A 22,599-nucleotide genomic window follows, 5' to 3' on the forward strand; every position below is an offset into this window, starting at 1 on the left:
TCCTCGGACGAGCCGCTGAGCCAGGAGCAGATCGACCAGGCGCTCGGCCTCCGGGTCACCAGGTCGGCCACCTCCCGACAGCAAGCCTGAGGGACCGGCTCCCACGCTGCAGACCCCGGATTGCGGATTCCGCCCCGAGCCTGCGTAGCATCCACTCCCGGACCTGCACCTTCCCTCGTTGCCCTGCCCCGATCCGGGAGAGCCTGTGCGTATCCGCCTGACCCCACGCCAGAACAGCTTCTACAGCATGTTCGCGACGTCCGGCCGCAACCTGATGGAGGGCGCCGGCCTGCTCAAGGAGCTGCTGGGCGCCGAGATGAGCGAGCGCAAGGCGATCGCCGAGCGGATGCGCAGCTGCGAGCACGCCGGTGACGAGGCGACCCACGCGATCATGCGCGAGCTGAACGAGACGTTCGTGACGCCGTTCGACCGCGAGGACATCTACCGCCTGGCGTCGTCCCTCGACGACGTCATGGACTACATGGAGGCGGCGGTCGACCTCGTCGTCCTCTACAACATCGCCGAGCTGCCGCCCGAGATCGCGGACCAGGTCGACGTGCTCGAGCGGGCAGCCGAGCTGACCGCCGAGGCCATGCCGCGGCTGCGCTCGATGAAGGACCTCAGCGAGTTCTGGATCGAGCTCAACCGGCTGGAGAACCAGGCCGACCAGGTCTACCGCCGGATCCTCGCCAAGCTCTTCAGCGGCGAGTACGACGCGCTGACGGTGCTCAAGCTGAAGGAGGTCGTCGACCAGCTCGAGGCTGCCGCCGACGCCTTCGAGCACGTCGCCAACACGGTGGAGACGATCGCGGTCAAGGAGTCCTGACCGGTGGAGCTCGCCACCATCATCGCGGTCATCGTGGTCGCGCTGATCTTCGACTACACCAACGGCTTCCACGACGCGGCCAACGCCATCGCGACCTCGGTGTCGACCCGGGCCCTGACCCCGCGGGTCGCCCTCCTGATGGCCGCGGTCATGAACTTCGTGGGCGCCTTCCTCGGCACCAAGGTGGCCAAGACCGTCTTCAGCGTCCTGGAGCCGCCGTCCGGGGAGCACGCGCTCGTGGTGGTGCTCGCTGCCTTGATCGGCGCCATCACCTGGAACCTCACCACCTGGTACTTCGGGCTGCCCTCGTCTTCCTCGCACGCCCTGATCGGCGGTCTCGTCGGCGCTGGTCTCGCAGGCGGGGTCGCCGTGCAGTGGGCCAGCGTGGTGGACAAGGTCGTCATCCCGATGTTCCTGTCGCCCCTGGTCGGCTTCACGCTGGCCTTCCTGCTGATGCTGGCCATCCTCTGGGCGTTCCGGAAGGCCAAGCCCGGACCGACCCAGCGCGGCTTCCGGATGGCGCAGACCGTGTCGGCATCCGCGATGGCTCTCGGTCACGGCCTGCAGGACGCCCAGAAGACGATGGGCGTCATCGTTCTCGCCCTGGTCGTCGGGGGCTACCAGGAGGGCTTCGAGATCCCGTGGTGGGTCGTCGTGCTGTCGGCCGCCGCGATCTCGCTCGGCACCTACTCCGGCGGCTGGCGGATCATGCGCACGCTGGGGCGCCGCATCATCGAGATCGACCCGGCGCGCGGGTTCGCCGCCGAGACGGTCGCCGCCTCGGTGCTCTACACCACGGCGTACGTCTTCGAGGCGCCGATCTCGACGACCCAGGCGATCACCGGCTCGATCATGGGCGCCGGCGCCACCAAGGGCCGCAAGGCCGTGCGTTGGGGCACGGCCGGCAACATCCTGGTCGCCTGGGTGCTGACGATCCCGATGTCCGCCCTTGTCGCGGCGTGCGTCTACTGGTTCATCCACCTCATCCTCGAGTGACCGAGGGGCGGGTGGGTCAGCCGAAGCGGCCGGTGATGTAGTCCTCCGTGCGTCGGTCGCTCGGGCCGCTGAAGATGGTCGCCGTCCGGTCGAACTCGACGAGCCGTCCGTGCCGGACACCGGCCTCGTCGACGTCGGCGGTGAAGAAGGCGGTCCGCTCCGACACCCGAGCCGCCTGCTGCATGTTGTGCGTCACGATGATGATCGTGAAGTCCTCCGCGAGGTCGTGCATCAGGTCCTCGATCTTCGACGTCGCGATCGGGTCCAGTGCGGAGCACGGCTCGTCCATGAGGATGACCTCGGGCTGCACGGCGATGGTCCGTGCGATGCACAGTCGCTGCTGCTGGCCACCTGAGAGCGCGAGAGCGCTATCGGTGAGCTTGTCCTTCGTCTCGTCCCACAGGGCTGCACCGCGAAGCGCCTGCTCGACGATCTCGTCGAGGCCCTTCTTCACCCCGTTGACGCGCGGGCCGTAGGCGACGTTGTCGTAGATGGACTTGGGGAAGGGGTTCGGCTTCTGGAAGACCATGCCGATGCGGCGCCGGACCTCGATCGGGTCCACGTAGTCCGCGTACAGGTCCTCGTCATGAAAGGTGATCTTTCCGGTCACCCTGGCGCCGGGCACGAGGTCGTTCATCCGGTTGAAGCAGCGCAGGATGGTGCTCTTCCCGCAGCCGGACGGCCCGATCAGAGCCGTGATCTCCCGCCGCGCCACCGGCAGGTCCACGTTGCGGACCGCCTGGTAGTCCCCGTAGAAGACGCTGACGTCGCTCATCTCGAAGACGGGGCTCGGCACCGAGAGCGGCTGCGGTCCCGCGGGATCGGGGCCGGCGATGGTCAACGCGGCCTCCCGGGCCTCGGACTGGGACAGGGCTGCAAAGCGGGACTCGAGGTGCTGGGTCAAGGCGTCACCATCGTCTCTGGAACTTGTTGCGCAGGTAGATCGCGACGGAGTTCATCGCCAGCAGGATCACCAGCAGCACGACGATCGCTGCCGAGGCGAGCGGCACGAACTCCTCACGGGACTGCTTGATGAAGTCGTAGATCTGCACGGGCAGCACGGTGAACTGGCTGAGCACCCCGTCCGGGTTGAAGGAGATGTACGCCAGGGCCCCGAGCAGGAGCAGGGGGGCGGCCTCGCCGATCGCCCGCGACAGCGCCAGGATCGACCCGGTGGCCGTCCCGGGGACGGCTGCGGGCAGCACCTGCTTCCAGATGGTCTGCCACTGGGTGGCACCGAGGGCCAGCGAGCCGAAGCGGATAGAGCTCGGGACCGCGCGGATCGCCTCGCGACCCGCGATGATCACTACCGGGAGCACCAGGAGGGACAGGGTGATCGCCGCCGAGAGCACGGTGAGGCCAAGGCCCAGTCCGCGCGCGATGACCCCGAGGCCCAGGATGCCGTAGACGATCGACGGGACGGCGGCGAGGTTCTGGATGTTGATGTCGATGACCCTGTTCCACCACTTGGTCGGGTCCGCGTACTCCTCCAGGTAGATCGCCGACATGACACCGATCGGGACCGTGATCAGGGCCGTCAGGCTGATCACCCAGAGCGTGCCGGTGATCGCGGACTGCGCGCCTGCCGTCTCGGGTCGCAGGGTGGACGGCATGTTGCGCAGCAGGTCGGCGTCCAGCCTCGGCAGCCCGGTCCAGACCACGTAGGCCAGCAGCACGCCGAGGAAGGAGACGGCGATGCCGAGAGCCGACTGCAGCGCGAGGCGGAACACGAGCTCGCGCCGGGGCCGCCGGCTTCCGCGGAGTGTCGTGACACCCGTGTCGGGCGCACTGCTGCGGTAGATGGTCGTCGTCACTCGTACACCTCGCGGTACTTGCGGACGAGTCGGATGCTGAAGAGGTTGAGCGCGAACGTCATCACGAACAGCAGCGAGGCCACCGCGAAGATGGTCTTGTAGTCGATCGAGCCCGTGGGCACGTCACCCGAGCCGGCCTGCGCGATGAAGGCGGTCATCGTGAGCATCCCCTCGAGCGGGTTCCAGCTGAGGTTGGCCTGCCCGCCCGCGGCGACCGTGACGATCATCGTCTCGCCGATCGCCCGGGACACACCGAGCACGATGGCCGCGACGATGCCGGAGACAGCAGCCGGAACCACCACCCGGGTCGCCACGAGCATCTTCGAGCTGCCCAGCGCGTAGGCGCCGTCGCGCAGGCTCCGGGGCACCGCGGACATGGCGTCCTCCGACAACGAGGCGACCGTCGGGATGATCATGATGCCCATGACGAACCCCGCCACCAAGGCGTTGAAGATCGCCGGTCCGTCGCCGACCGGCCAGATGTCGCGCAGGAAGGGGGTGATGCCCTTGAGAGCGAAGAAGCCGTAGACCACGGTCGGCACCCCGGCGAGGACCTCCAGGGCCGGCTTGAGCACCCGACGGGTCCGGTCGGCCGCGTACTCGCTGAGGTAGATGGCGGCACCGACGCCCAACGGGATCGCGACGGCCATGGCGATCACCGTGATGAGGATCGTGGCGCTGACGAGGGGAAGCACCCCGTAGGACGGGTCGGCGAACAGCGGGGTCCACCGCGTCCCCGTGAAGAACTCCGTGAAGGAGATCTGGCGGAAGAACTCCTCGGTGGGGATCGCGACGGCGATCACGATGCCGATAGTCGTGACGACCGAGACGAGCGCTGCCGCGAAGAGCATGACCTCGATGAGGCGCTCGCCGTAGCGCGGCCGCGACTTCCGCAGCGACCTGCCTGCGAAAGTCACGGCCGCGCCGGGTCGGGTGGGTGCCATCGTCACCCGACCAGCGAGTCGTACGCGGACTGCGCCTCGCTCTTCTGCTCGTCGTTCAGCGGGATGAACTGAGCCGCCTCGGCGATGTCCGCGTCGTTGGCCAGGTAGAACTCGAGGAAGGCCTTGACCTGCGGCTTGTCGATCGAGGCCTTTGCCGGGTAGATGAACAGAGGGCGCGAGAGCGGGGTGTAGGTGCCGTCCTGAGCCGTCTCCGCGCTCGGGGCGACGCAGCCGTCACCGCTGTCGACCTCCAAGGCCTTGAGGGTGTCGCTGTTCTCCTCGAAGTAGGTGTAGCCGAAGTAGCCGAGGCCGCCCTTGCTGCCCGAGACGCCCTGGACGATGACGTTGTCGTCCTCGGACGGCGAGTAGTCCTCCCGGCTGGCCCCTTCCTCACCGTTGATCACGTCGGTGAAGTAGTCGAAGGTGCCGGAGTCGGTGCCGGGCCCGAACAGCTCGAGCTTCTCGTCGGGGTAGCTCGAGTCGACGTCCTGCCACGACGTGACCTTCGACCCCGGCTCCCAGATCGCCTTGAGCTGGCCGGTCGTGAGGCAGTCGACCCAGTCGTTCTCGCTGCTCACGACGACCGTGAGCGCGTCGTTCGCGACCGGGATCTCGGTGTACTCGATGCCCGCGTCCGCGCAGACGGGAGCCTCCTCCGCGTCGTCGATGGGCCGGGACGCGTCCGAGATGTCGGTCTCGTCGGCGCAGAACTTCTCGAAGCCTCCGCCGGTGCCTGACGTGCCGACGGTGACGTTCACCCCGGGCTGCTCCTCCTTGAAGAGCTCCGCGGCGGCGGTGGTGAGGGGTGCGACCGTGCTGGAGCCGTCGACCTTCACAGCACCGGACAGCGAGCTGTCCCCGTTCTCGGAGGCGTTGGCGCTGTCGGTGTTGTTGTCCCCGCCGCATCCGCTGAGCAGGAGCGCGCCGACGGCCAGAGGCACCGCCAGGCGGGAGATACGCGTGAGCTTCACAGGGTTGTCCCTCCAAGGACCTGAGTCGTCGTGTGTCGTCTCCGACACGGCGGACGCTAGGGACCGGAGATGACTCGGGATCCGGAGGCAGATGAACGAGGGGTGAACAGCGGCTCTCGTCTTGGACGGCTCAGCTGATGCAGAACTCGTTGCCCTCCGGGTCCTGCATCACGACGTAGTAGACCGGGTCTTCCGGGTCGTCGTGCCGGTCGCGGCGCTGGACGGTCGCGCCGCGACCCACGGCCTCGATGACGGTGGTCTCCACCAGCTCGATCCTGCGGTCCATCGAGAGCGCCGCGTCCCGCCCGGTGGGGTAGAGGTCGAGGTGCAGCCGGTTCTTGCCGGCCTTGGTCTCCGGCACCGTCTGGAACCAGATCGGCGGTTTCAGTCCCTCTGGGTCGAAGAGGCGGTCGGCGAACTCGGGCCCGCTCCCGAGCCGTGCCCGGTAGAGCGCGTGCCAGGTGGTGTCCGGCGTCGCTGGTGGCGACGGCTGGTAGCCGAGGAGCGGGGCGTAGAACCGGGCCAGCCGAGCCGGGTCGTTGGCGTCGATCGTCAGCTGCCAGAACACCATGGGGCGACGTTAGCCGTGGCCGCCGTCAGGCCCGGCTGAACATCAGGTCGGTCTCCCACCGGATGAAGCCGAGCCTGGTGTAGAGGCCGATTGCCGCCTCGTTGTCGGAGTCCACGTAGAGCATGGCGCTGGGCAGGCCGCGGTGCCGCAGGTGGCGCAGCCCGGTCACCGTGAGCGCCTTGCCGAGCCCGGTGCCGGTCTCCCCGGGGGCGACCCCGACGACATACACCTCGCCGATCGGGTCGTGCCCGTGGCCCTCGTGCGCGTGCGGCCCGTCCGGGTGCCCGACATGCTCCAGGTCCTCGTCGCCGCCGTGGACCTTCGTCCAGTGGAACCCGACCAGATCGTCGCCGCGGTGGGCGAGGAAGAAGCCCTCCGGGTCGAACCACGGCTCCTGCATGCGTCGGTGCAGGTCGTCGACGGTCCAATGCCCTTGCTCGGGGTGCGCGCGGAAGGCTTCGGCGTTGACCCGCACCCAGGGCTCGTCGTCCTCGCCGGCCCGGAAGGTACGGACGGCCACCCCGTCGGGCAGCGACACCTGCGGGAGCGGGGCGTGCAGGGACCGGCGCATCTGCCACAGCGACCTGGACAGCTCGAAGCCCATCGACCCGGCCAGTGCCGCAGCGCCGGGGTGACCGCCGTGCGCCCACAGCCGCAGCCGGCCGTCCGGCGTCTCGTCGAGCGTGGCCTGCACCAGGCGGTGGCCCAGGCCCTGCCGCCGGCGCTCCGGGTGGACCACGATCTCGGCGCTGGCCCCCTCGACCTCGTCGGTGACGTCGAGGTGGCTGTACGCCGCCAGGTCATCGCCCCACCACACCAGGACGTTGCGCACCGGTCTGTCGCCGCCGTACCGCAGGTGGAGCATCACGTGCTCCGACAGCGGCCGGACCCCGTCGGCCTCCGTGGCCGCCTCGACCAGGTCGGACACCGCCCGGACCTCCGCGGCGTCGAGCGGGCCCAGGACCTCGACCTGGACCGGCGGCGCCGCGGGCTCGCTCACGTCGGCACCCTACGGGGCAGCCCGGCAGGATCCGGTGAACCGATGGCGACCGGCTGGCGGCCCAGGGCAGACCGCTTGGTCACGATTTTGACCGACCTGTTGTGCGCTGAGCGGGAATGCCCGTTAGGTTTCCCCGGTCACCCCCGATCCCTTCCTAGGAGAAGCATGTCCGGACCCGGACTCCTCCGCCGCCGCACCCCGGTGGCCCTGGCCGCTCTCGTCGCGGCCGCGCTCGCCACGTCGATCACCGCCGCACCCGCGAGCCAGGCGACCCCCAAGGACGACGAGAGCAAGCGGATTCCCGTCCAGCTGCTGTCGTTCAACGACTACCACGGGCACATCGAGGAGGACCCGTCGTCCCCTACCCAGGCGACCGACGGCAACATCCGGGACGAGAACGGCGCGCTCGTGGCCGCCGGCGGTGCAGCCTTCCTGGCGACGCACCTCCAGGACCTCCGTGAGGGTCACGAGAACAGCTTCACCGTCGCTGCCGGCGACCTGATCGGCGGCTCGACCTTCACTTCCGGCTTCTACCACGACGAGCCGTCGGTCGAGACCCTCAACGCCATGGGTCTGGACGTCTCAGGTGTGGGCAACCATGAGTTCGACGAGGGCGTGACCGAGCTGCTGCGGATGCAGAACGGCGGCTGCCACCCGGTGGACGGCTGCTACCTGCAGGACGAGGCCGGCAACGACATCACCTACCCGGGCGCCGACTTCCCGTGGCTCGCGGCCAACGTCGTCAGCGAGGAGACCGGCGACACGGTGCTGCCCGCGACCTGGGTCGAGAAGGTCGGCAACGCGAAGATCGGCTTCATCGGGATGACGCTGAAGGGCACCGACTCCCTCGTCGCACCGTCCGGAGTGGCCGGCTGGGACTTCCAGGACGAGGTCGAGGCGGGCAACCGCGCCGCGGCACAGCTGCGCAACGAGCAGGGCGTCCGCGCCATTGTCGTGCTGCTGCACGAGGGCGGGACGCAGTCCGGCACCTACAACGGTTGTGTCGGGATCTCCGGCCCCATCGTCCACATCGCCGAGAAGCTCGACCCCTCGATCGACGCGCTGATCACGGGTCACACCCACCAGGCCTACAACTGCTCGATCGACGACCCGGCCGGCGAGCCGCGCAAGGTGGTGAGCGCCTTCTCGTTCGGCCGCGTCATCACCGAGATGAACCTCGAGCTGGACAGCCGCACGAACGACGTCGTGCGCGACTCCGTCACCGCCGTCAACCACATCGTGACCCGCACGGTTCCGCCTGACCCGACCCTGCTGAACATCGTGGCCAAGTGGACAGCGCTGGCCAACGTCGAAGGCAACGTCGAGGTGGGCACCATCACGCAGGACATCACCCGCGCGTTCCTGCCTCCGCCGAGCACGAGCGACGACCGCGCTAAGGAGTCGTCGCTGTCGAACCTCATCGCGGACGCCCAGCTCGCCTCGACAGCGCCGGAGAACGGCAGCCAGATCGCGTTCATGAACGCCGGCGGTGTGCGCGCCGACCTTCGGTACGCCAGCTCCCCGGCGGGTGAGGGCGACGGTGTCGTCACTTACCGCGAGGCGTTCAACGTGCAGCCGTTCAGCAACATCCTGCAGACGTTCGACATGACCGGCGCCCAGATCGAGGCCGTTCTCGAGCAGCAGTGGGTGACCGGCCGTCCCGGCGGCCGTGACGTGCTGCGGTTGGGAATCTCGGACGGGTTCACGTACTCCTGGTCGCAGACGGCGCCGTTCGGCCAGAAGATCGACCCGGCCTCGATCAAGCTCAACGGGGTCACGCTCGACCCGAACGGCAGCTACCGGGTCACCGCCAGCAACTTCCTTGCTGACGGCGGCGACAGCTACCTCGCGTTCCGCAACGGCACGCCGCGGGACGGTGGCAAGGTCGACCTGGACGCGCTGATCGACTACCTGGGCGCGAACTCGCCGGTGTCGGCACCGCCGGTCGCGCGCAGCGTGCCGCTCCCGTAGGGCCCGCAGCACGACACGAAGGGTGGCACTCCGCAGCGGGTGCCACCCTTCGTCGTCAGTCAGGTGGGCGTACGCCGTCAGGCGACCGGGGCCGGCGCCGGCAGGTCGGTCGGCACCGGGTCCTTGGGCTCCTTCGGCAGCACGAAGCGGTAGCCGACGTTGCGCACGGTGCCGATCAGCGTCTCGTGGTCGGACCCGAGCTTGGCCCGCAGCCGCCGGACGTGCACGTCGACCGTGCGGGTGCCGCCGTAGTAGTCGTAGCCCCAGACCTCCTGCAGGAGCTGGGCCCGGCTGAAGACGCGGCCCGGATGCTGGGCGAGGAACTTCAGCAGCTCGAACTCCTTGAAGGTCAGGTCCAGGACCCGGCCCTTCACCCGTGCTGTGTACGTCGCCTCGTCGATCGTCACGTCGCCCCGGCGGATCTCGCCGACCTCGTCCTCGGCCCCGGTGCGGGCGGCGAGGCGCCCCATCGCCAGCCGCAGCCTGGCCTCGACCTCGGCCGGGCCCGCGTCCTCGAGGATCACGTCGTCGACGCCCCACTCGGCGGTGACCGCCGCGAGGGCGCCCTCGGTCGTGACGAGCACGACCGGGCAGTCGACCCCGGTGGTGCGCAGGACCCGGCACAGGGACCGGACGTGCGGGAGGTCCCGGCGGCCGTCGACCAGGATCGCGTCCGAGCGTGGTGCCTCGAGCAGGGCCGACACCTCGGCGGGGGCGACCCGCAGACCGTGCGAGAGCAGGCCCAGCGCCGGCAGCACCTCGGTCGAGGGCTGCAGGGTGTTGGTCAGCAGCAGCAGCTGGCTCACGCGGGCTCCCCTCCTTGTCCCGAGGTCCATGAAACACGATGATCGGGCGTCTGGCCGGTCACGTCCGCCAGACGAGAGGACCGCCGCCGGGGGACACACGCCTGTCGCCGCCCGGCAACACGCAGGTAACACCGGTAGCACCACGCCCCTCCGGGGGTCGACCAGGAAGGGGCGGCCCGAGGATGGCGGCCGGCACGATCCGCTACTGGGCGGCGGCGCGAGCCGCCGCCGGCCTCGCCGAGGAGTCCTGGTCGGGCTCGACGCTCGGCGAGGTCCTCGCCGCGGCCGCCGACCGGCACGGCCCCGAGCTTGCCCGAGTGCTGTCGGTGGCCAGCTTTCTGGTGGACGGGACCCGCACCCGGTCCGAGGCGTCGCTGGAGGACGGGTCGACCATCGAGGTGCTCCCACCCTTCGCCGGCGGATGACCCGCACCCCGACGACGCAGACCATGGCGACTCAGAGCTCGACGACGGGACGACCGGTCACCACGGCGGTCGCCGCGGCGGCGCTCGGCGGGCTGCTCGTGGTCGCTGCCGACGCGGGCACCACCTTCCTCGTGGGCGCCCTGCTCCTGGCCCAGGCCGCTGTCCTGGCCGGCTGGCACCGCGGGCTACGAGCCCCGGGCCTGCGGGGCGGGGTTGTCGTGGGTGCAGGCGCCGCGGCGGCCGCCGACCTGCTGGTCACCGCCGCGCCGGACGACCGCCCGCTGCGTGCGCTGCCAGCGGTCATGGCGGCGGTGCTGGTGGCGTCGTTGGTCCACCAGGTGCTGCGGCGGGACGGCCGGGTCGACCTCGTCGCGTCGCTCACCGCGACCGGTTCGCTCGGTGTCTTCGTCGCCCTGGCCGCGATGCACCTGGCCACGGCGGCCGAGCCGGACGGCACCCTGCTGGTCGCCACCGCCGCGGTGCCCGCAGCCGTCGTCGCCGTCGCCGAGGGGCTGCGTCCGGCGACCGGCGCCCCCGCCTGGTCCGGGCTGGTCGTCGCTGTGGTGGCAGCCCCGGTCACCGCGGTCGCGGCCGGCTCCGCCGCTGACGGGCCGGGCTGGTCGGTCGCCCTCGGGTGTGCCGCGGCGGGAGCGGCTGCCGGGTGGGTGGGCACCGTGGCCGCAGCCCGCACCGCGGGGCTGGAGCCGGCGCTCGTCGTCGGTCTCCCGCAGCTGCTGGCCGCCCCGACCGTCTACGTGGCCAGCCGCCTCCTCGTCGGCTGACGGGGGCGGGGAATCGGCGGCTCCGCCAGCCGGTTGCAGCCCGCGAGATGGACTCCCTCGACAGCGCCGGCGGGCTGGTCGCTCTCGTGGCCGCTCTTGCCGCGGCCACGGCACTGGGCCTGTGGATGCGCCGCAGTGGCCACCGACTGGGCCGGGCGATTCCTGCGGCGATCGACCGGGACTCCGCCGACCAGGTGGTCGTCGGACCGGACGACCTCGGCGCAGCGCTGGGGCAGCGGGCCACGCTGGTGCAGTTCTCGACAGCGTTCTGCCAGCCGTGCCGGTCCACCCGGCGGGTGCTGGCCGACGTCAGCGCGACCGTGCCGGGCGTGGCGCACGTGGAGTTGGACGCCGAGTCGCAGCTGGACCTGGTGCGCCGGCTGGATGTCCGGCGCACCCCGACCGTCCTGGTGCTCGACGCTGCTGGGCGGGTGGTCCGGCGGGCCAGCGGCCAGCCGCGCACCGTCGACGTCGTGGCGGCGCTGGGCGTCGCGATGGGGGAGCCGTGAGTCGTCTCATCCACCGGAAGGGGTCGTCCTACCAACCGGACAGGGCTAGCATCGTCCCCGTGAGCACCGAGCTGACCCGCAGGCGCGCCGTCGACCTGCTGCGTGTCGCCACCGCTCTCTGTCTCGTCTCCTGACCCCGCGCCCACCCGTTCGCGCCCCCTGTCAGGAGCACCCCGTGCCCGTCCCCCGTCTGTCCGCACGCCCGCTCGACCCGCGCGGCCCTCGTGTCGTCGCCGCCGTCACCACCGTCGTCCTGGCGACGGTCCTGCTCACCGGCAGCACGTTCGGCACGCGGCTGCTGCTGGCCCAGGCGGTGGTGTTCGCGCTCGGGACCGTCGACCGGTCGCCGTACGCCCTCGCCTTCCGCCTCTTCGTGCGGCCCCGTCTCGCGCCCCCCACCGAGCTCGAGGACCCTCGACCGGTCCGTTTTGCCCAGGCCGTCGGGCTGGTCTTCGCGCTCGCGGCGTTGCTCGGGGTGGCCGCCGGCTCCGGCCTCCTGGCCGTCGCCGCCACCGCGGCCGCACTGTCGGCCGCCTTCCTCAACGCCGCCTTCGGCGTCTGCCTCGGGTGCGAGCTCTACCTGCTGACACGCCGCGCGCGTGGTGGCAGGGTCGAGCAGCGCCCCCAGTCGCCGTCCCCCACCCACCGCACGGAGGTCTCCGCATGAGTGACAGCAACCGCGAGCGCGTCCTGGTCGACGCCGACTGGGTCGAGAGCCACCTGCACGACGACAAGGTGGTCCTGGTCGAGGTCGACGAGGACACCGCGGCCTACGACAAGAACCACATCCGCGGAGCCGTGCGCCTGGACTGGAAGAAGGACCTGCAGGACCCGGTCCGACGCGACTTCGTCGACAAGGCGCAGTTCGAGACCCTGCTCACGCAGCGCGGCATCGGCGCCGACGACACCGTCGTCCTCTACGGCGGTAACAACAACTGGTTCGCCGCCTACGCGTACTGGTACTTCAAGCTCTACGGCCACGCGGACGTCCGGCTGCTCGACGGGGGTCGCAAGAAGTGGGAGCTGGACTCGCGTGAGCTGGTCCCGGAGGTCGTCGAGCGACCGGCGACGACGTACACCGCGAAGGACCAGGACCGCTCGATCCGCGCCTTCCGGGACGAGGTGGAGGCGGCCATCGGCCAGAAGAACCTGGTCGACGTGCGCTCGCCCGACGAGTTCGCCGGCCGGCTCCTCGCGCCGGCCCACCTGCCGCAGGAGCAGTCGCAGCGCCCCGGGCACATTCCGACCGCGCGCAACATCCCGTGGTCGCAGGCGGCCAACGACGACGGCACGTTCAAGAGCGACGACGAGCTGGCGACGCTCTACTCCGGCAAGGGCGTCGACCTCGGCAAGGACACCATCGCCTACTGCCGCATCGGTGAGCGCTCGGCGCACACGTGGTTCGTCCTGCACGAGCTGCTCGGCCAGCCCAACGTGAAGAACTACGACGGGTCGTGGACCGAGTGGGGCTCGCTGGTCGGTGTGCCGATCGAGCTCGGGGACGAGTCCTGATGTGCGGCGCGACGAAGGGCGGCCCCTCGACCGAGGGGCTCGACCTGGACAAGGCGGCCTTGGTGCAGGGCGTGGTGGTGCGTGACGGCGAGCCGGTCTCCGACGCCTACGTGCGGCTGCTCGACGGTGGCGGCGAGTTCACCGCCGAGGTGCCGACCTCGGCCACCGGGCAGTTCCGCTTCTTCGCGGCCCCGGGCCGGTGGACGGTGCGCGCGCTCGCGCCCAGGGCCGACCCGGTCGACCGTCCGGTCGTCGCGGCCCTGGGCGAGGTCGCGGACCTCGAGGTAGCGATCTAGCGTCAAGGAGGCCCTCGCACCCGCCGATCATGCTGCTGCGCCCCTGTCCGAGGGGCGCGGCAGCATCGGTCGGATGAGGTGGGGGACGGTCATGGGGGTTCCGGGTCTGCTCGCGCTGTGCGTGGCGTGCGGTCTCGGCGCGCCTGCCGCGGTCGAGCCGATGGCGGTCAGCGGTGATCCGAAGCCGCCGGGCCGCGCGTTCCAGGCCCGGGTCGAGCGGGTCGTCGACGGCGACACCTTCATCGCCGTACGTCGCGGCGAGCGCCTCCGGGTGCGACTCATCGGCGTCGACTCGCCCGAGACGGTGCGGCCGGGCTACCCGGTCGAGTGCTGGGGCCCCGAGGCGTCGCGGCTGCTCACCCGCACGCTGCCGGTCGACCTCCGGGTGACGGCGGCCTACCAGGACGGTGGCCGGCGCGACCAGTACGGGCGAGAGCTGTGGGACGTCTGGCTGCCCGACGGGACGTTCGTGCAGGCCAAGCTGGTGCGACGCGGGGCGGCCGAGGCGATCGCCTACCCGCCGCAGACCGAGCACGCGGACCGGCTGGACCAGATCGAGGCGCGGGCCCGGCGCGACGACGTCGGGCTCTGGGGCCACTGCTAGGCAGACCGGCGGCCGCGTGGACTCCGACGCGAGCAACCGAGTGGAGGTCGGAGCCGCACGCCTGGACTCGGCGACCGACCAGCTACGGTTCCCTGATGTCTCTCGCACTGCCGGCAATGCCTGCTGACGCGCGCGGGACGCCGAGCACAAGGGACCATGACCGGTCTGCGGCCTGGCCGATGGCGCCCCTGATCCCCTGTACATGAACGAGACGCCTGCCACGGCGAGGCTCAGGCGTGCCGTCCGGGCGGTCATCCTTGCGGATGATGACTCCGTCCTGCTGTGCCGCTTCCGCTTCCCGCATCCGGCTGTACCGACGGGCGCAACGGTCGTCTGGGCGGCTCCTGGCGGCGGCATGGAGCCCGGTGAGCTGCCGCTGGCGGCACTGCGCCGGGAGCTGCACGAGGAGACGGGGCTTGTCCTTGACGCCGACCCGCCTCACGTCTGGCACCAGGAGGTCGCCGCTCCTGACAGAGCGGACGGTTACGACGGGCTGGTAAACGACTACTTCCTCGTCCGCACCACGCGCTTCGATCCCCGCGGCGCGCTGTCCGATGGCGACCTCGCCGCCGAGCTCATCAGCGGGATGCGATGGTGGCGGCACGCAGATATCGCGGAATACGGCGGTACCGACCTGTTCTCGCCCCGTGACATCGCGACACCGCTTGCGGCGCTCATCGCCAACGACATCCCGGGCACGCCCGTGCTGCTCGGCCTGTGATCTCCCGGGGCACGTGTCACGCCGGCCGGATGTCCCGGCTGGTACGGACTCCCGGTCCGGGATGGTCAGTAGACGAGGGCCTGCGCGTCGTCAGCCATCGCCTCGGACACGAACACCGCCGCCCCGGCGATCCGCACCCCCGGCAGCACCGACTCGCCGGTGATCGACCGGCGGGCCGCGCACTGCGTGCAGACCGTGACGGTCCCGGCCTCGAGCACCGTCGCGAGCAGCTGGTCGAGCGGGGCCGACTCGGCCAGCTCGAAGTCCGCGGCCCGACCTGGCAGCGCGAGCCAGGTCGACTCGCCGGTCAGCCACAGCGAGGTGGGCACACCGCTCGCCACGGCGGTCGCCGCCACCGTGAACGCCTGGGCGCACCGCTCGGGCGCGTCGGTCCCGGCGGTCGCCTTCACGACCAGGGTTCGGGGCATGGCTGCACAGTAGACTCGGGGGCGTGCTGGAAGGCCTCGTCGTCATCGCCCTGGTGGCCGCGTTCGCAGCGGTCGTCCTCGTCGCGGGGCTGGCCATCCGGCGGATCTGGACCGCGACCGAGGCGCCGCCGACCCAGCCGAGCCAGCGGGAGAGCTGACCGTGCAGATCCGCGCGGACATGGCGCCGCAGCTGGTCCCCGTCTCGTGGCTCCTCGGCACCTGGCGGGGCGTCGGGGTGGGCGGCTACCCCACCGTGGAGGAGTTCCGCTTCGGGCAGGAGCTGACCTTCACCGAGCTGCCCGGCAAGCCCTTCGTCCACCACCTGAGCCGCTCGTGGCTGCTCGACGACCAGGGAGAGCAGGTGCGGCCGCTGGCGCAGGAGACCGGCTACTGGCGGCCCGACGCCGACGGCTCGATCGAGCTGGTGCTCAGCCACCCGACCGGCTTCGCCGAGATCTACGTCGGGGAGGCCGACGGCGCCAAGATCGAGCTCCGCACCGACGTCGTGGCGCGCACCCGGACCGCGAAGGAGTACACCGCCGGGCACCGGCTCTACGGCCTGGTCGAGGGCAAGCTCCTGTGGGCGTACGACATGGCAGCGATGGGGCAGCCGATCCAGCCGCACCTCTCCGCCACCCTCGAGCGGGCCTGACCGCCGTGACGGACCTGTCCGGGAACCCGAACCTGCACGACACGCTGCGCGCCAGGGGCTACCGCATCACGCCGCAGCGCCAGCTCGTGCTCGACGCCGTCGTCGCCCTGCAGCACGGCACGCCGGACGAGATCTGCGCCGAGGTGCAGCGCACCGCCCGCGGGGTCAACCTGTCCACCGTCTACCGCACCCTCGAGCTGCTCGAGGAGCTCGGGCTGGTCACCCACGCCCACCTCGGGCACGGCGCCCCCACCTACCACTCGGCCACCGGCGACGACCACCTGCACCTCGTCTGCCGTGACTGCGGGTCGGTCACCGAGACCGACGTGTCGCTCGCCGACGGGCTGGTGGGAAGACTCGCCGACCAGCACGGGTTCCAGACCGACGTGGCCCACTTCGCGATCTACGGCCGGTGCCAGGCGTGCTCGTCGTGACCAGTCCCGCGCTCGCCCGTCCCGGTGCCGTCGCCGCCGATCCCCCCGACGCCGGCGTCGCGGCGCACTACGGCGACCCCTACCGCGAGCAGCGTCTCATCGTCGCCGGCGAGGCGTCGGTCGACATCTCGCACCGCGACGTGGTGCGGGTCGCCGGGCCGGACCGGCTGACCTGGTTGCACTCGCTGACCTCGCAGCACCTCGAGCACCTCGCCCCCGGCGAGCCCACCGAGGCGCTGCTCCTCTCGCCGCACGGCCACGTCGAGCACGCCCTGGCGCTGGTCGACGACGGCACCGCCACCTGGGCCCACGTCGAGCCCGGCGCCGCGGCGGAGCTGGTGCGCTTCCTCGACTCGATGCGCTTCTGGTCCCAGGTCGAGGTCGAGGACCTGACCCCGTCCCACGCGGTGGTGCTGCGGCCCGAGGCTTTCCCCGGTGTGGTGACCCGCCGGGTGCCTGAGGGCGTCGAGTCGTTCGTACGTCGCGAGGAGCTCGCTGACGCCCTCGCCGGCGATCTGGCCGGGGTCTGGGCCCTGGAGGCGCTCCGGGTGGCGGCCGGACGGCCGCGTTTCGGGCTCGAGACGGACCACCGCACGATCCCGCACGAGGTCGGCTGGATCCCGTCGGCCGTGCACCTGGACAAGGGCTGCTACCGCGGCCAGGAGACGGTGGCCCGGGTGCAGAACCTGGGCCGCCCGCCCCGCCGGCTGGTCCTGCTGCATCTCGACGGGTCCGACTCCGAGCTGCCGGCCCACGGCGACCCGGTCCTGATGGCGGACCGCGAGGTCGGGCGGGTCACGACGTCGGCACGACACTTCGAGCTCGGGCCGATCGCGCTCGCCGTCGTCAAGCGGTCGACGCCCGTCGACGCCGATCTCGTCGCGGGCGCGGTCGCGGCGAGCCAGGAGATCCTCGTCCCCGCCTGAACGGTCACATCTCGACGAGCAGCGTGACCGGGCCGTCGTTGACCAGCGCCAGCCGCATGTCCGCGCCGAACCGACCGGTGGCCACCTCTGCCCCGCGCTCGCGCAGCACCGAGACCAGGTGGTCGACCAGGGGCTCGGCGACCGGGCCGGGCGCGGCGGCGTTCCAGGTCGGTCGCCGGCCCTTGCGGGTCTCGCCGTAGAGGGTGAACTGGCTGACCACCAGCAACGGTGCACCGGTCTGCGCCGCCGACCGCTCGTCGCGCAGGATGCGCAGCTCGTGGACCTTGACGGCCAGCCCGGCCGCGGTGTCGACGGTGTCGTCGTGGGTCACGCCGACGAGCAGGCACAAGCCCGGACGGTCGATGGCGCCCACGACCACGCCGTCGACGAGCACGCTCGCCTCGCTGACCCGCTGCACCACCGCGCGCACCGGCCCATCCTGGCGCACCGGTCGGCGCGCTCAGCCGCGACCGAAGAGACCCTTGCGCTTCTTCTTGTCGGCCGACGGCTGCACCCGGCGCGGCGCAGCCGAGGGCGCCGGGCCTGCGGGCCTCTCGTCATCGGCGCCGAACCCGAGGCTGGACAGCTCGCGCAGCAGCATCGCGGTGTCGGTGTGGTCGCGCGCGACCATCGGGGCCGGCTCGTCGGCCGGGTCGTGGACGTCGGCGGCCACCGGCGTCGGTGTCGGTGCGGGTGCCTCGGCGGGCGGTCCGTCCACCGGATCGTCGTTGTGCACCGGCATGTCCCGGTTGAGCTCGGTGAGCATGCTCGCGGCCTGCGCAGCCCGGGCCGCACCGGCGGCGACGTCGTCGTCGGAGGGTCCGGCCGGTGGCTGCATGACCGGCGTACGGTCCACGGCCGCTCGCTCTGCCGCCTGGCGGGCGGCCTCCTGCTCGGCAGCGACCTGGGCCTGCGCCTCGGCGGACTGACGGACCTCCTCCTCCGCTGTCAGCCGGGCCAGCTCGGCAGCCGCCTGCCGCCGGGCCTCGCTCTCGCGCTCCGCCGCCGCCCGGGCCTCGGCCGCCGCGTGCTCCGCGGCGACCCGTGCCGCCTCGTCCGCGGCGATCGCCTCGGCCGCCTCGGCAGCCAACCGCTCGGCATCGGCCTGCTCGCGCGCGAGGCGCTCGGCCTCGGCGGCCTGCTCCCGGGCCCGACGCTCGGCCTCGGCGGCGAGCTCCTGGGCGCGACGCTCGGCCTCGGCGGCGAGCTCGCGCTCGGCCTGCTCGCGGGCCTCGCGCTCCGCCTCGGCCCGCTCGTGCTCCTGCTGCTGCGCGGCCAGCCGGGCCGCCTCGGCCTCGGCCGCGGCCGCCAGCCGGACCGTCTCGGCCTGGGCCTCGGCGAACGCGAACCGCTCGGCGTGCTCGGCCCAGGCCGGCTCCTCGGCGGCGGCCCGCTCGGCCGCAAGGTGCTCGGCGTGCTCGGCCCAGGCAGCGTCCTCGGCGGCCGCTCGGTCCGCGTTCGTCCGGGCCACCTGGTCGGCCCACGCCTGCTCCTCCACGGCCCGGCGCTGACCCTCGAGCCAGCCGGCGTGGTCCGCCCAGGCCTGGTCCTCGACGCCGGCCCGCTCGGCGGCCAGCCAGCGGACGTGGTCGGTCCAGGCGTACTGCTCGACCGACCGGCGCTGGTCGGCCAGCCAGGACGCGTGGTCGGCCCACGCCTGCGCCTCGACCTCGTGGCGCTCGGCGTCGCCGCGCACCGCGCGGGTGCGCTCGGCCTCCTCCTCGCGGGCGTGGCGCCGCGCAGCAGCCCGCTCCTGGCGGGCCGTCGCCTCCCGCCGGGCCAGCGCCTCCAGCTCCTGGTGCAGGATCTCCGCCTCGCGCAGCCGCTTGTTCTCGGCGGTCACCCGGGTCTCGTCAGCGACCGCCTGCCGGTGCGCCTCCTCGGCGGCCGCGCCTGCCGCGGCGGCCGCCGCCACGGCTGCCTCCGCCGCGGCCGCGGTCTCGGCGTGCTCTCGCTCGGCCTGCTCGCGCTCGGCCTGCTCGCGGGCGTCGGTCTCCTGAGCGGTGACCAGCGGCAGCACCAGCTCCGGACCGGCCTCGTCGACCGGCTCGAGGTCGGCGACGTCCTCGACCTCCGCCAGCTCGACCTCGACCTGCTCGACCTCTGCGGCACCCGGCACCGCGACCAGACCGGCCTCGGCCAGACGGGCCACGACCTGACCGGCCTCGAAGAGGGTGAAGCCGCACTCACCGGCCAGGTCGGCGACGCTGCGGGAGCCGTCGACCTTGCACAGCAGCGCCCACTCGTTCGGGCCGAGCGGCACCTCGTCGGACGGGGTGCCGGAGTCCAGCTGCGGCGCGCCGTCGGGGCCGCCGATGGCGGCGAGGATCTGCTCCCAGGTGGTGGCCCGGGCGCGCAGCTCGTCGATCAGGGTCGACACCTCGGTGGGCGGCGCCACGTCCTGGCGGGTCTTCTTGTTCTTGCGGAACTTCCAGGCGGCGACCGGCCAGCCGAACAGGTCCGCCAGGGCGTCCTTGAGGTGCTCGACGACGAACTCCTCGACGACCGTGAGCTCCACGTAGCCCAGGTGCACGAGCAGCTCGCCGAGCCGCCAGCCCTGCAGCTCGGTGCGCTGGATCTCCAGCGCCTCGGCGAGGGCCTCCGGGGTCAGGGCGCCCGAGGACATCAGCCGCACGCCGAGCATCACCCGGCGACCGGGCACGGAGACGGCGTAGACCTGGCCGTCCCGGAGGAAAACCTCGGCCTCGTCCCCCTCATGGTCGCGCACGACCAGGCAGCCGGTCGACCGGGACTCCGCCAGGTCCACCAGCGCGGCCTCGACGGTGTTGGTGAGGAGGGCACCCTCGGGCACTGAGTTCCTCCTTCCCCGGTTCGACAGGTAGGCGCGTCGCAGCTCTCGCCGGCGGCGGGAACGGGCACTTCCGCCACCGGACGTCTTCATGGCATCGGCAGATGAGCGCCGTTTGTTGAGCGGCCCGCGCGGCCTTTCCGGGCCGGCCCGCCCGGCACCGGCCGACGGCCCGCCGGCCCGGGCGACGGGCGCCGGGGCGTGGCACGATGCGGCCCGTGGACTCCCGCACCGAGACCCTGATCACCGTGGCGCCCACGGGCGCCGAGACCGCAAAGACCGACGTGCCGGCCCTGCCGGTCACGCTCGGCGAGCTCGTCGAGACGGCCGTGGCGTGCGAGGCGGCCGGCGCCGGCCTGGTGCACGTGCACATCCGGGACGCCGACGCCCGCCCGACGCTGGACCTGCAGCGGCTTCGCGACACGGTGACGGCGCTGCGCGAGGCGACGACGATGGTCGTCCAGCTCAGCACCGGTGGCTCGGTCCACGACCCGCTGGAGCACCGGCTGCGGGTCCTCGACGCCGAGCCGGACTCCTGCTCGCTGACCTGCGGCACGGTGAACTTCGGCGACGACGTGTTCCTGAACCCGTGGCCGTTCATGGCCGAGCTCTACCAGCAGACCCAGGCGCGGGAGGTCGTGCCCGAGTTCGAGCTGTTCGACCTCGGCCACGTCGCGGGCATGCACCGGCTGCTCGACACCTACGGCGCGCCCTACGGCGGCCAGGTGCACTGCGACCTGGTGATGGGGGTGCCCGGCGGGATGCCCGGGACGGCCGAGGCGCTGGTCGCCGCGGTCCAGGCGCTGCCTGCCGGGTGCTCGTGGTCGGCGACCGGCATCGGGCGCACCGGTCTGCCGGTCTCGCTGGCCGCGCTGTCGGCCGGCGGCCACCTCCGGGTGGGCATGGAGGACACCCTGACCTTCGCCCGGGGAAGGCCGGTCACCGGCAACGAGGAGCTCGTGGCCCGGGCCGCCGAGCTGGCCCGGCTGGCCCAGCGGCCGCCGATGTCGACCGACGGCGCCCGCGCGATGTTGGCCGTCAAGGACCGCCGCCAGGTCAAACTGCCTAGAGTGGCGACATGAGCGAGACGCCTGCGACGCCCTACCCGAACGGTCGGCGGCGCATCGACCGCGTCCTCGGCGAGGGCTTCGCGTCCGGCCTGGGCGACCTCGGCATCGACGAGCTGCGCAGCCGTCGGCGCGAGGCCGAGCAGGAGGAGGCCGACCTCTCGTACGTCCGGCGGATGCTCCAGGGACGCATGGACATCCTGCGGGCCGAGCTGGCCCGTCGGTCCGGTGGCGGCGAGGAGATCGTCGACCACCTCGCCCAGGTCCTGGGCGACTCGGCCCGCAGCGACCACGGTCTCGGCCGGTTCCTGCGCGTGGAGCCGTCCCGGGTCGACGAGCACCGCCGGCTGGTCGAGCAGGTGATCGCCGACATCGGGGTCTCCGACGTCCAGGGCCGCTCCGACGAGGAGCTGCGCGCCGCCGTCGAGCGCCTCGAGGGCTTCGAGCACGCCGTCTCGGAGGATCGCCGCCGGGTGCAGCAGGTCATGGACTCCCTCACCACGGAGGTGGCCGACCGCTACAAGTCCGGCGCGGCCTCCGTCGACGACCTGCTGGCCGAGCGCTAGACCCGCGAGCCGCTCCTCCCCATGCCCTCAGTCCTGCTCGCCGAGGTCGTGCGCTCCGGGTTCGTCGAGGGCGGCCACCGCGGCAGCCTGGTCGCCCTCGCGGCCGACGGCTCCCGGCTGCTCGAGCGCGGCGAGCCGGACGCGCCGGTGTTCCCCCGCTCGTCGAACAAGCCGCTGCAGGCCGTCGGCCTGCTGGAGCTCGGCCTCGACCTCGACGGCCAGCTGCTGGCCCTGGCCGCGGCGAGCCACTCCGGTGAGTCCTTCCACCTCGACGGCGTGCGCCGGGTGCTCGCCTCGGCCGGCCTCGACGAGACCGACCTGCAGACGCCGCCCGACCTGCCCGTCGACGAGGTGGAGAAGCTGGCGTACGTCGCTGCCGGCGGCACGACCTCGCCCCTGGTCATGAACTGCTCGGGCAAGCACGCCGCGATGCTCGCGACCTGCGTGGTCAACGGCTGGCCGATCGACAGCTACCGCGACCCCGGCCACCCCCTGCAGCAGTCGCTGCGCGCGACGGTCGAGCGGCTGGCCGGCGAGAAGTCGCCGGTGGTCGGCGTCGACGGCTGCGGCGCCCCGCTGTTCGCACTCTCCCTGACCGGCCTGGCCCGGGCCTTCGCGGCAGTCGCGACCGCACCGGCCGGCACCGCGGAGCACCGGGTGGCGGCCGCGATCCGCCGGCACCCCGAGTGGCTCGGCGGCACCCGGCGCGACGTGACCGCACTGGTCGCCGGGGTCCCGGGGCTGGTCGCCAAGGACGGGGCCGAAGGCGTCTACGCCGCAGCCCTGCCGGACGGGCGCGCCGTCGCTCTCAAGATCGACGACGGGGGTCAGCGGGCCCGGCCGCCGGTCATGGCCGCTGCGCTGCGGGCCCTCGGCGTGGAGGCCGCCGTGCTCGACGACCAGGAGACGGCGGCGCTTCTCGGTGGCGGGGTGCCGGTCGGCGCGGTCCGCCCGGTGCTCTGAGGCCCG

At 72.2% G+C, this 22,599-nt stretch carries 28 protein-coding genes; 18 read left to right on the top strand and 10 right to left on the bottom strand.

The features are described from left to right. Positions 1–205 precede the first annotated feature (205 nt). On the top strand, positions 206–826 hold the full coding sequence (locus VK640_07695; GenBank protein ID HTE73065.1) for a DUF47 family protein: 621 nt from the start codon (positions 206–208) through the stop codon (positions 824–826). A 3-nt stretch (positions 827–829) separates the two neighbouring features. Beyond that, positions 830–1,822, top strand: a complete 993-nt coding sequence (locus tag VK640_07700; protein HTE73066.1) for an inorganic phosphate transporter — start codon at positions 830–832, stop codon at positions 1,820–1,822. A gap of 16 nt (positions 1,823–1,838) precedes the next feature. On the opposite strand, the gene pstB is transcribed toward VK640_07700, so the two are convergent. The 6 genes from pstB to mshD form a co-directional block, all read right to left on the bottom strand. After that, positions 1,839–2,663, bottom strand: coding sequence for a phosphate ABC transporter ATP-binding protein PstB (pstB, locus tag VK640_07705; protein ID HTE73067.1), 825 nt, complete (start codon positions 2,661–2,663; stop codon positions 1,839–1,841). A gap of 67 nt (positions 2,664–2,730) precedes the next feature. After that, positions 2,731–3,624, bottom strand: a complete 894-nt coding sequence (pstA, locus tag VK640_07710) for a phosphate ABC transporter permease PstA (GenBank protein HTE73068.1) — start codon at positions 3,622–3,624, stop codon at positions 2,731–2,733. An 8-nt stretch (positions 3,625–3,632) separates the two neighbouring features. Next, positions 3,633–4,580, bottom strand: coding sequence for a phosphate ABC transporter permease subunit PstC (gene pstC / locus VK640_07715; GenBank protein ID HTE73069.1), 948 nt, complete (start codon positions 4,578–4,580; stop codon positions 3,633–3,635). A gap of 2 nt (positions 4,581–4,582) precedes the next feature. Beyond that, positions 4,583–5,551: a PstS family phosphate ABC transporter substrate-binding protein gene (locus VK640_07720; protein ID HTE73070.1), complete on the bottom strand. Its 969-nt coding sequence runs from the start codon at positions 5,549–5,551 to the stop codon at positions 4,583–4,585. A gap of 130 nt (positions 5,552–5,681) precedes the next feature. After that, positions 5,682–6,122: a VOC family protein gene (locus tag VK640_07725; protein HTE73071.1), complete on the bottom strand. Its 441-nt coding sequence runs from the start codon at positions 6,120–6,122 to the stop codon at positions 5,682–5,684. Positions 6,123–6,147: 25 nt separating this feature from the next. After that, on the bottom strand, positions 6,148–7,122 hold the full coding sequence (mshD, locus tag VK640_07730; protein HTE73072.1) for a mycothiol synthase: 975 nt from the start codon (positions 7,120–7,122) through the stop codon (positions 6,148–6,150). 165 nt (positions 7,123–7,287) lie between these two features. Here mshD and VK640_07735 point away from each other — a divergent pair, with 165 nt between their 5' ends. Then, positions 7,288–9,093, top strand: a complete 1,806-nt coding sequence (locus VK640_07735; GenBank protein ID HTE73073.1) for a bifunctional metallophosphatase/5'-nucleotidase — start codon at positions 7,288–7,290, stop codon at positions 9,091–9,093. A 77-nt stretch (positions 9,094–9,170) separates the two neighbouring features. Here the strand turns inward: VK640_07735 and VK640_07740 are convergent, their stop codons facing one another. Beyond that, positions 9,171–9,899, bottom strand: a complete 729-nt coding sequence (locus VK640_07740) for a response regulator transcription factor (GenBank protein ID HTE73074.1) — start codon at positions 9,897–9,899, stop codon at positions 9,171–9,173. A 182-nt stretch (positions 9,900–10,081) separates the two neighbouring features. Here VK640_07740 and VK640_07745 point away from each other — a divergent pair, with 182 nt between their 5' ends. The 8 genes from VK640_07745 (at position 10,082) to VK640_07780 (ending at position 14,748) form a co-directional block, all read left to right on the top strand. Continuing rightward, positions 10,082–10,324 carry a MoaD/ThiS family protein gene (locus VK640_07745; protein HTE73075.1) on the top strand — a complete coding sequence of 81 codons (243 nt, stop codon included), beginning with the start codon at positions 10,082–10,084 and terminating at the stop codon, positions 10,322–10,324. Further along, positions 10,321–11,106, top strand: a complete 786-nt coding sequence (locus tag VK640_07750) for a hypothetical protein (protein HTE73076.1) — start codon at positions 10,321–10,323, stop codon at positions 11,104–11,106. Before VK640_07745 ends, VK640_07750 begins: the two co-directional genes overlap by 4 nt. A 47-nt stretch (positions 11,107–11,153) precedes the next feature. Next, positions 11,154–11,615: a thioredoxin family protein gene (locus VK640_07755; GenBank protein HTE73077.1), complete on the top strand. Its 462-nt coding sequence runs from the start codon at positions 11,154–11,156 to the stop codon at positions 11,613–11,615. Positions 11,616–11,790: 175 nt separating this feature from the next. Next, positions 11,791–12,282 (top strand): DUF4395 domain-containing protein, encoded by a 492-nt coding sequence (locus tag VK640_07760; GenBank protein ID HTE73078.1) that lies wholly within the window; start codon positions 11,791–11,793, stop codon positions 12,280–12,282. Then, entirely contained in the window at positions 12,279–13,127 is an 849-nt protein-coding gene (locus tag VK640_07765) for a sulfurtransferase (protein ID HTE73079.1), read from the top strand. The genes VK640_07760 and VK640_07765 overlap by 4 nt, the downstream gene beginning before the upstream one ends. Next, positions 13,127–13,423, top strand: coding sequence for a DUF1416 domain-containing protein (locus VK640_07770; GenBank protein HTE73080.1), 297 nt, complete (start codon positions 13,127–13,129; stop codon positions 13,421–13,423). Before VK640_07765 ends, VK640_07770 begins: the two co-directional genes overlap by 1 nt. 73 nt (positions 13,424–13,496) lie before the next feature. After that, positions 13,497–14,027, top strand: a complete 531-nt coding sequence (locus tag VK640_07775) for a thermonuclease family protein (GenBank protein HTE73081.1) — start codon at positions 13,497–13,499, stop codon at positions 14,025–14,027. Between the two features lie 202 nt (positions 14,028–14,229). Continuing rightward, entirely contained in the window at positions 14,230–14,748 is a 519-nt protein-coding gene (locus VK640_07780; GenBank protein ID HTE73082.1) for an NUDIX domain-containing protein, read from the top strand. 65 nt (positions 14,749–14,813) lie between these two features. On the opposite strand, the gene VK640_07785 is transcribed toward VK640_07780, so the two are convergent. Further along, positions 14,814–15,176: a DsrE family protein gene (locus tag VK640_07785; GenBank protein ID HTE73083.1), complete on the bottom strand. Its 363-nt coding sequence runs from the start codon at positions 15,174–15,176 to the stop codon at positions 14,814–14,816. Between the two features lie 23 nt (positions 15,177–15,199). Between VK640_07785 and VK640_07790 the strand changes: the two genes are divergently transcribed. Genes VK640_07790 through VK640_07805 form a run of 4 tightly spaced genes read left to right on the top strand, consistent with a single transcriptional unit; the run spans position 15,200 to position 17,188 of the window. Further along, the gene (locus VK640_07790; GenBank protein ID HTE73084.1) at positions 15,200–15,334 is read left to right on the top strand and encodes a hypothetical protein; all 135 of its coding nucleotides are present in this window, start codon (positions 15,200–15,202) and stop codon (positions 15,332–15,334) included. Further along, positions 15,331–15,828 (top strand): FABP family protein, encoded by a 498-nt coding sequence (locus VK640_07795; GenBank protein HTE73085.1) that lies wholly within the window; start codon positions 15,331–15,333, stop codon positions 15,826–15,828. The genes VK640_07790 and VK640_07795 overlap by 4 nt, the downstream gene beginning before the upstream one ends. 5 nt (positions 15,829–15,833) lie before the next feature. Beyond that, positions 15,834–16,262 (top strand): Fur family transcriptional regulator, encoded by a 429-nt coding sequence (locus VK640_07800; protein ID HTE73086.1) that lies wholly within the window; start codon positions 15,834–15,836, stop codon positions 16,260–16,262. Next, the gene (locus VK640_07805) at positions 16,259–17,188 is read left to right on the top strand and encodes a glycine cleavage T C-terminal barrel domain-containing protein (protein ID HTE73087.1); all 930 of its coding nucleotides are present in this window, start codon (positions 16,259–16,261) and stop codon (positions 17,186–17,188) included. The genes VK640_07800 and VK640_07805 overlap by 4 nt, the downstream gene beginning before the upstream one ends. Positions 17,189–17,192: 4 nt before the next feature. On the opposite strand, the gene dtd is transcribed toward VK640_07805, so the two are convergent. Then, on the bottom strand, positions 17,193–17,618 hold the full coding sequence (gene dtd / locus VK640_07810) for a D-aminoacyl-tRNA deacylase (protein HTE73088.1): 426 nt from the start codon (positions 17,616–17,618) through the stop codon (positions 17,193–17,195). A gap of 30 nt (positions 17,619–17,648) precedes the next feature. Beyond that, a complete protein-coding gene (locus VK640_07815; protein HTE73089.1) occupies positions 17,649–20,000 on the bottom strand; it encodes a DUF4388 domain-containing protein in 2,352 nt (783 codons plus the stop codon). A 206-nt stretch (positions 20,001–20,206) separates the two neighbouring features. Here VK640_07815 and VK640_07820 point away from each other — a divergent pair, with 206 nt between their 5' ends. The 3 genes from VK640_07820 to VK640_07830 are packed head-to-tail and all read left to right on the top strand — an operon-like array spanning position 20,207 to position 22,593. Beyond that, positions 20,207–21,079: a 3-keto-5-aminohexanoate cleavage protein gene (locus tag VK640_07820; GenBank protein HTE73090.1), complete on the top strand. Its 873-nt coding sequence runs from the start codon at positions 20,207–20,209 to the stop codon at positions 21,077–21,079. Continuing rightward, entirely contained in the window at positions 21,076–21,630 is a 555-nt protein-coding gene (locus VK640_07825) for an aerial mycelium formation protein (GenBank protein HTE73091.1), read from the top strand. The genes VK640_07820 and VK640_07825 overlap by 4 nt, the downstream gene beginning before the upstream one ends. A gap of 21 nt (positions 21,631–21,651) precedes the next feature. After that, the gene (locus tag VK640_07830) at positions 21,652–22,593 is read left to right on the top strand and encodes an asparaginase (GenBank protein HTE73092.1); all 942 of its coding nucleotides are present in this window, start codon (positions 21,652–21,654) and stop codon (positions 22,591–22,593) included. The last annotated feature ends 6 nt before the right edge of the window (positions 22,594–22,599 follow it).

Source organism: Actinomycetes bacterium (genome assembly GCA_035489715.1).
In the GTDB taxonomy this organism is placed as follows: domain Bacteria; phylum Actinomycetota; class Actinomycetes; order JACCUZ01; family JACCUZ01; genus DATHAP01.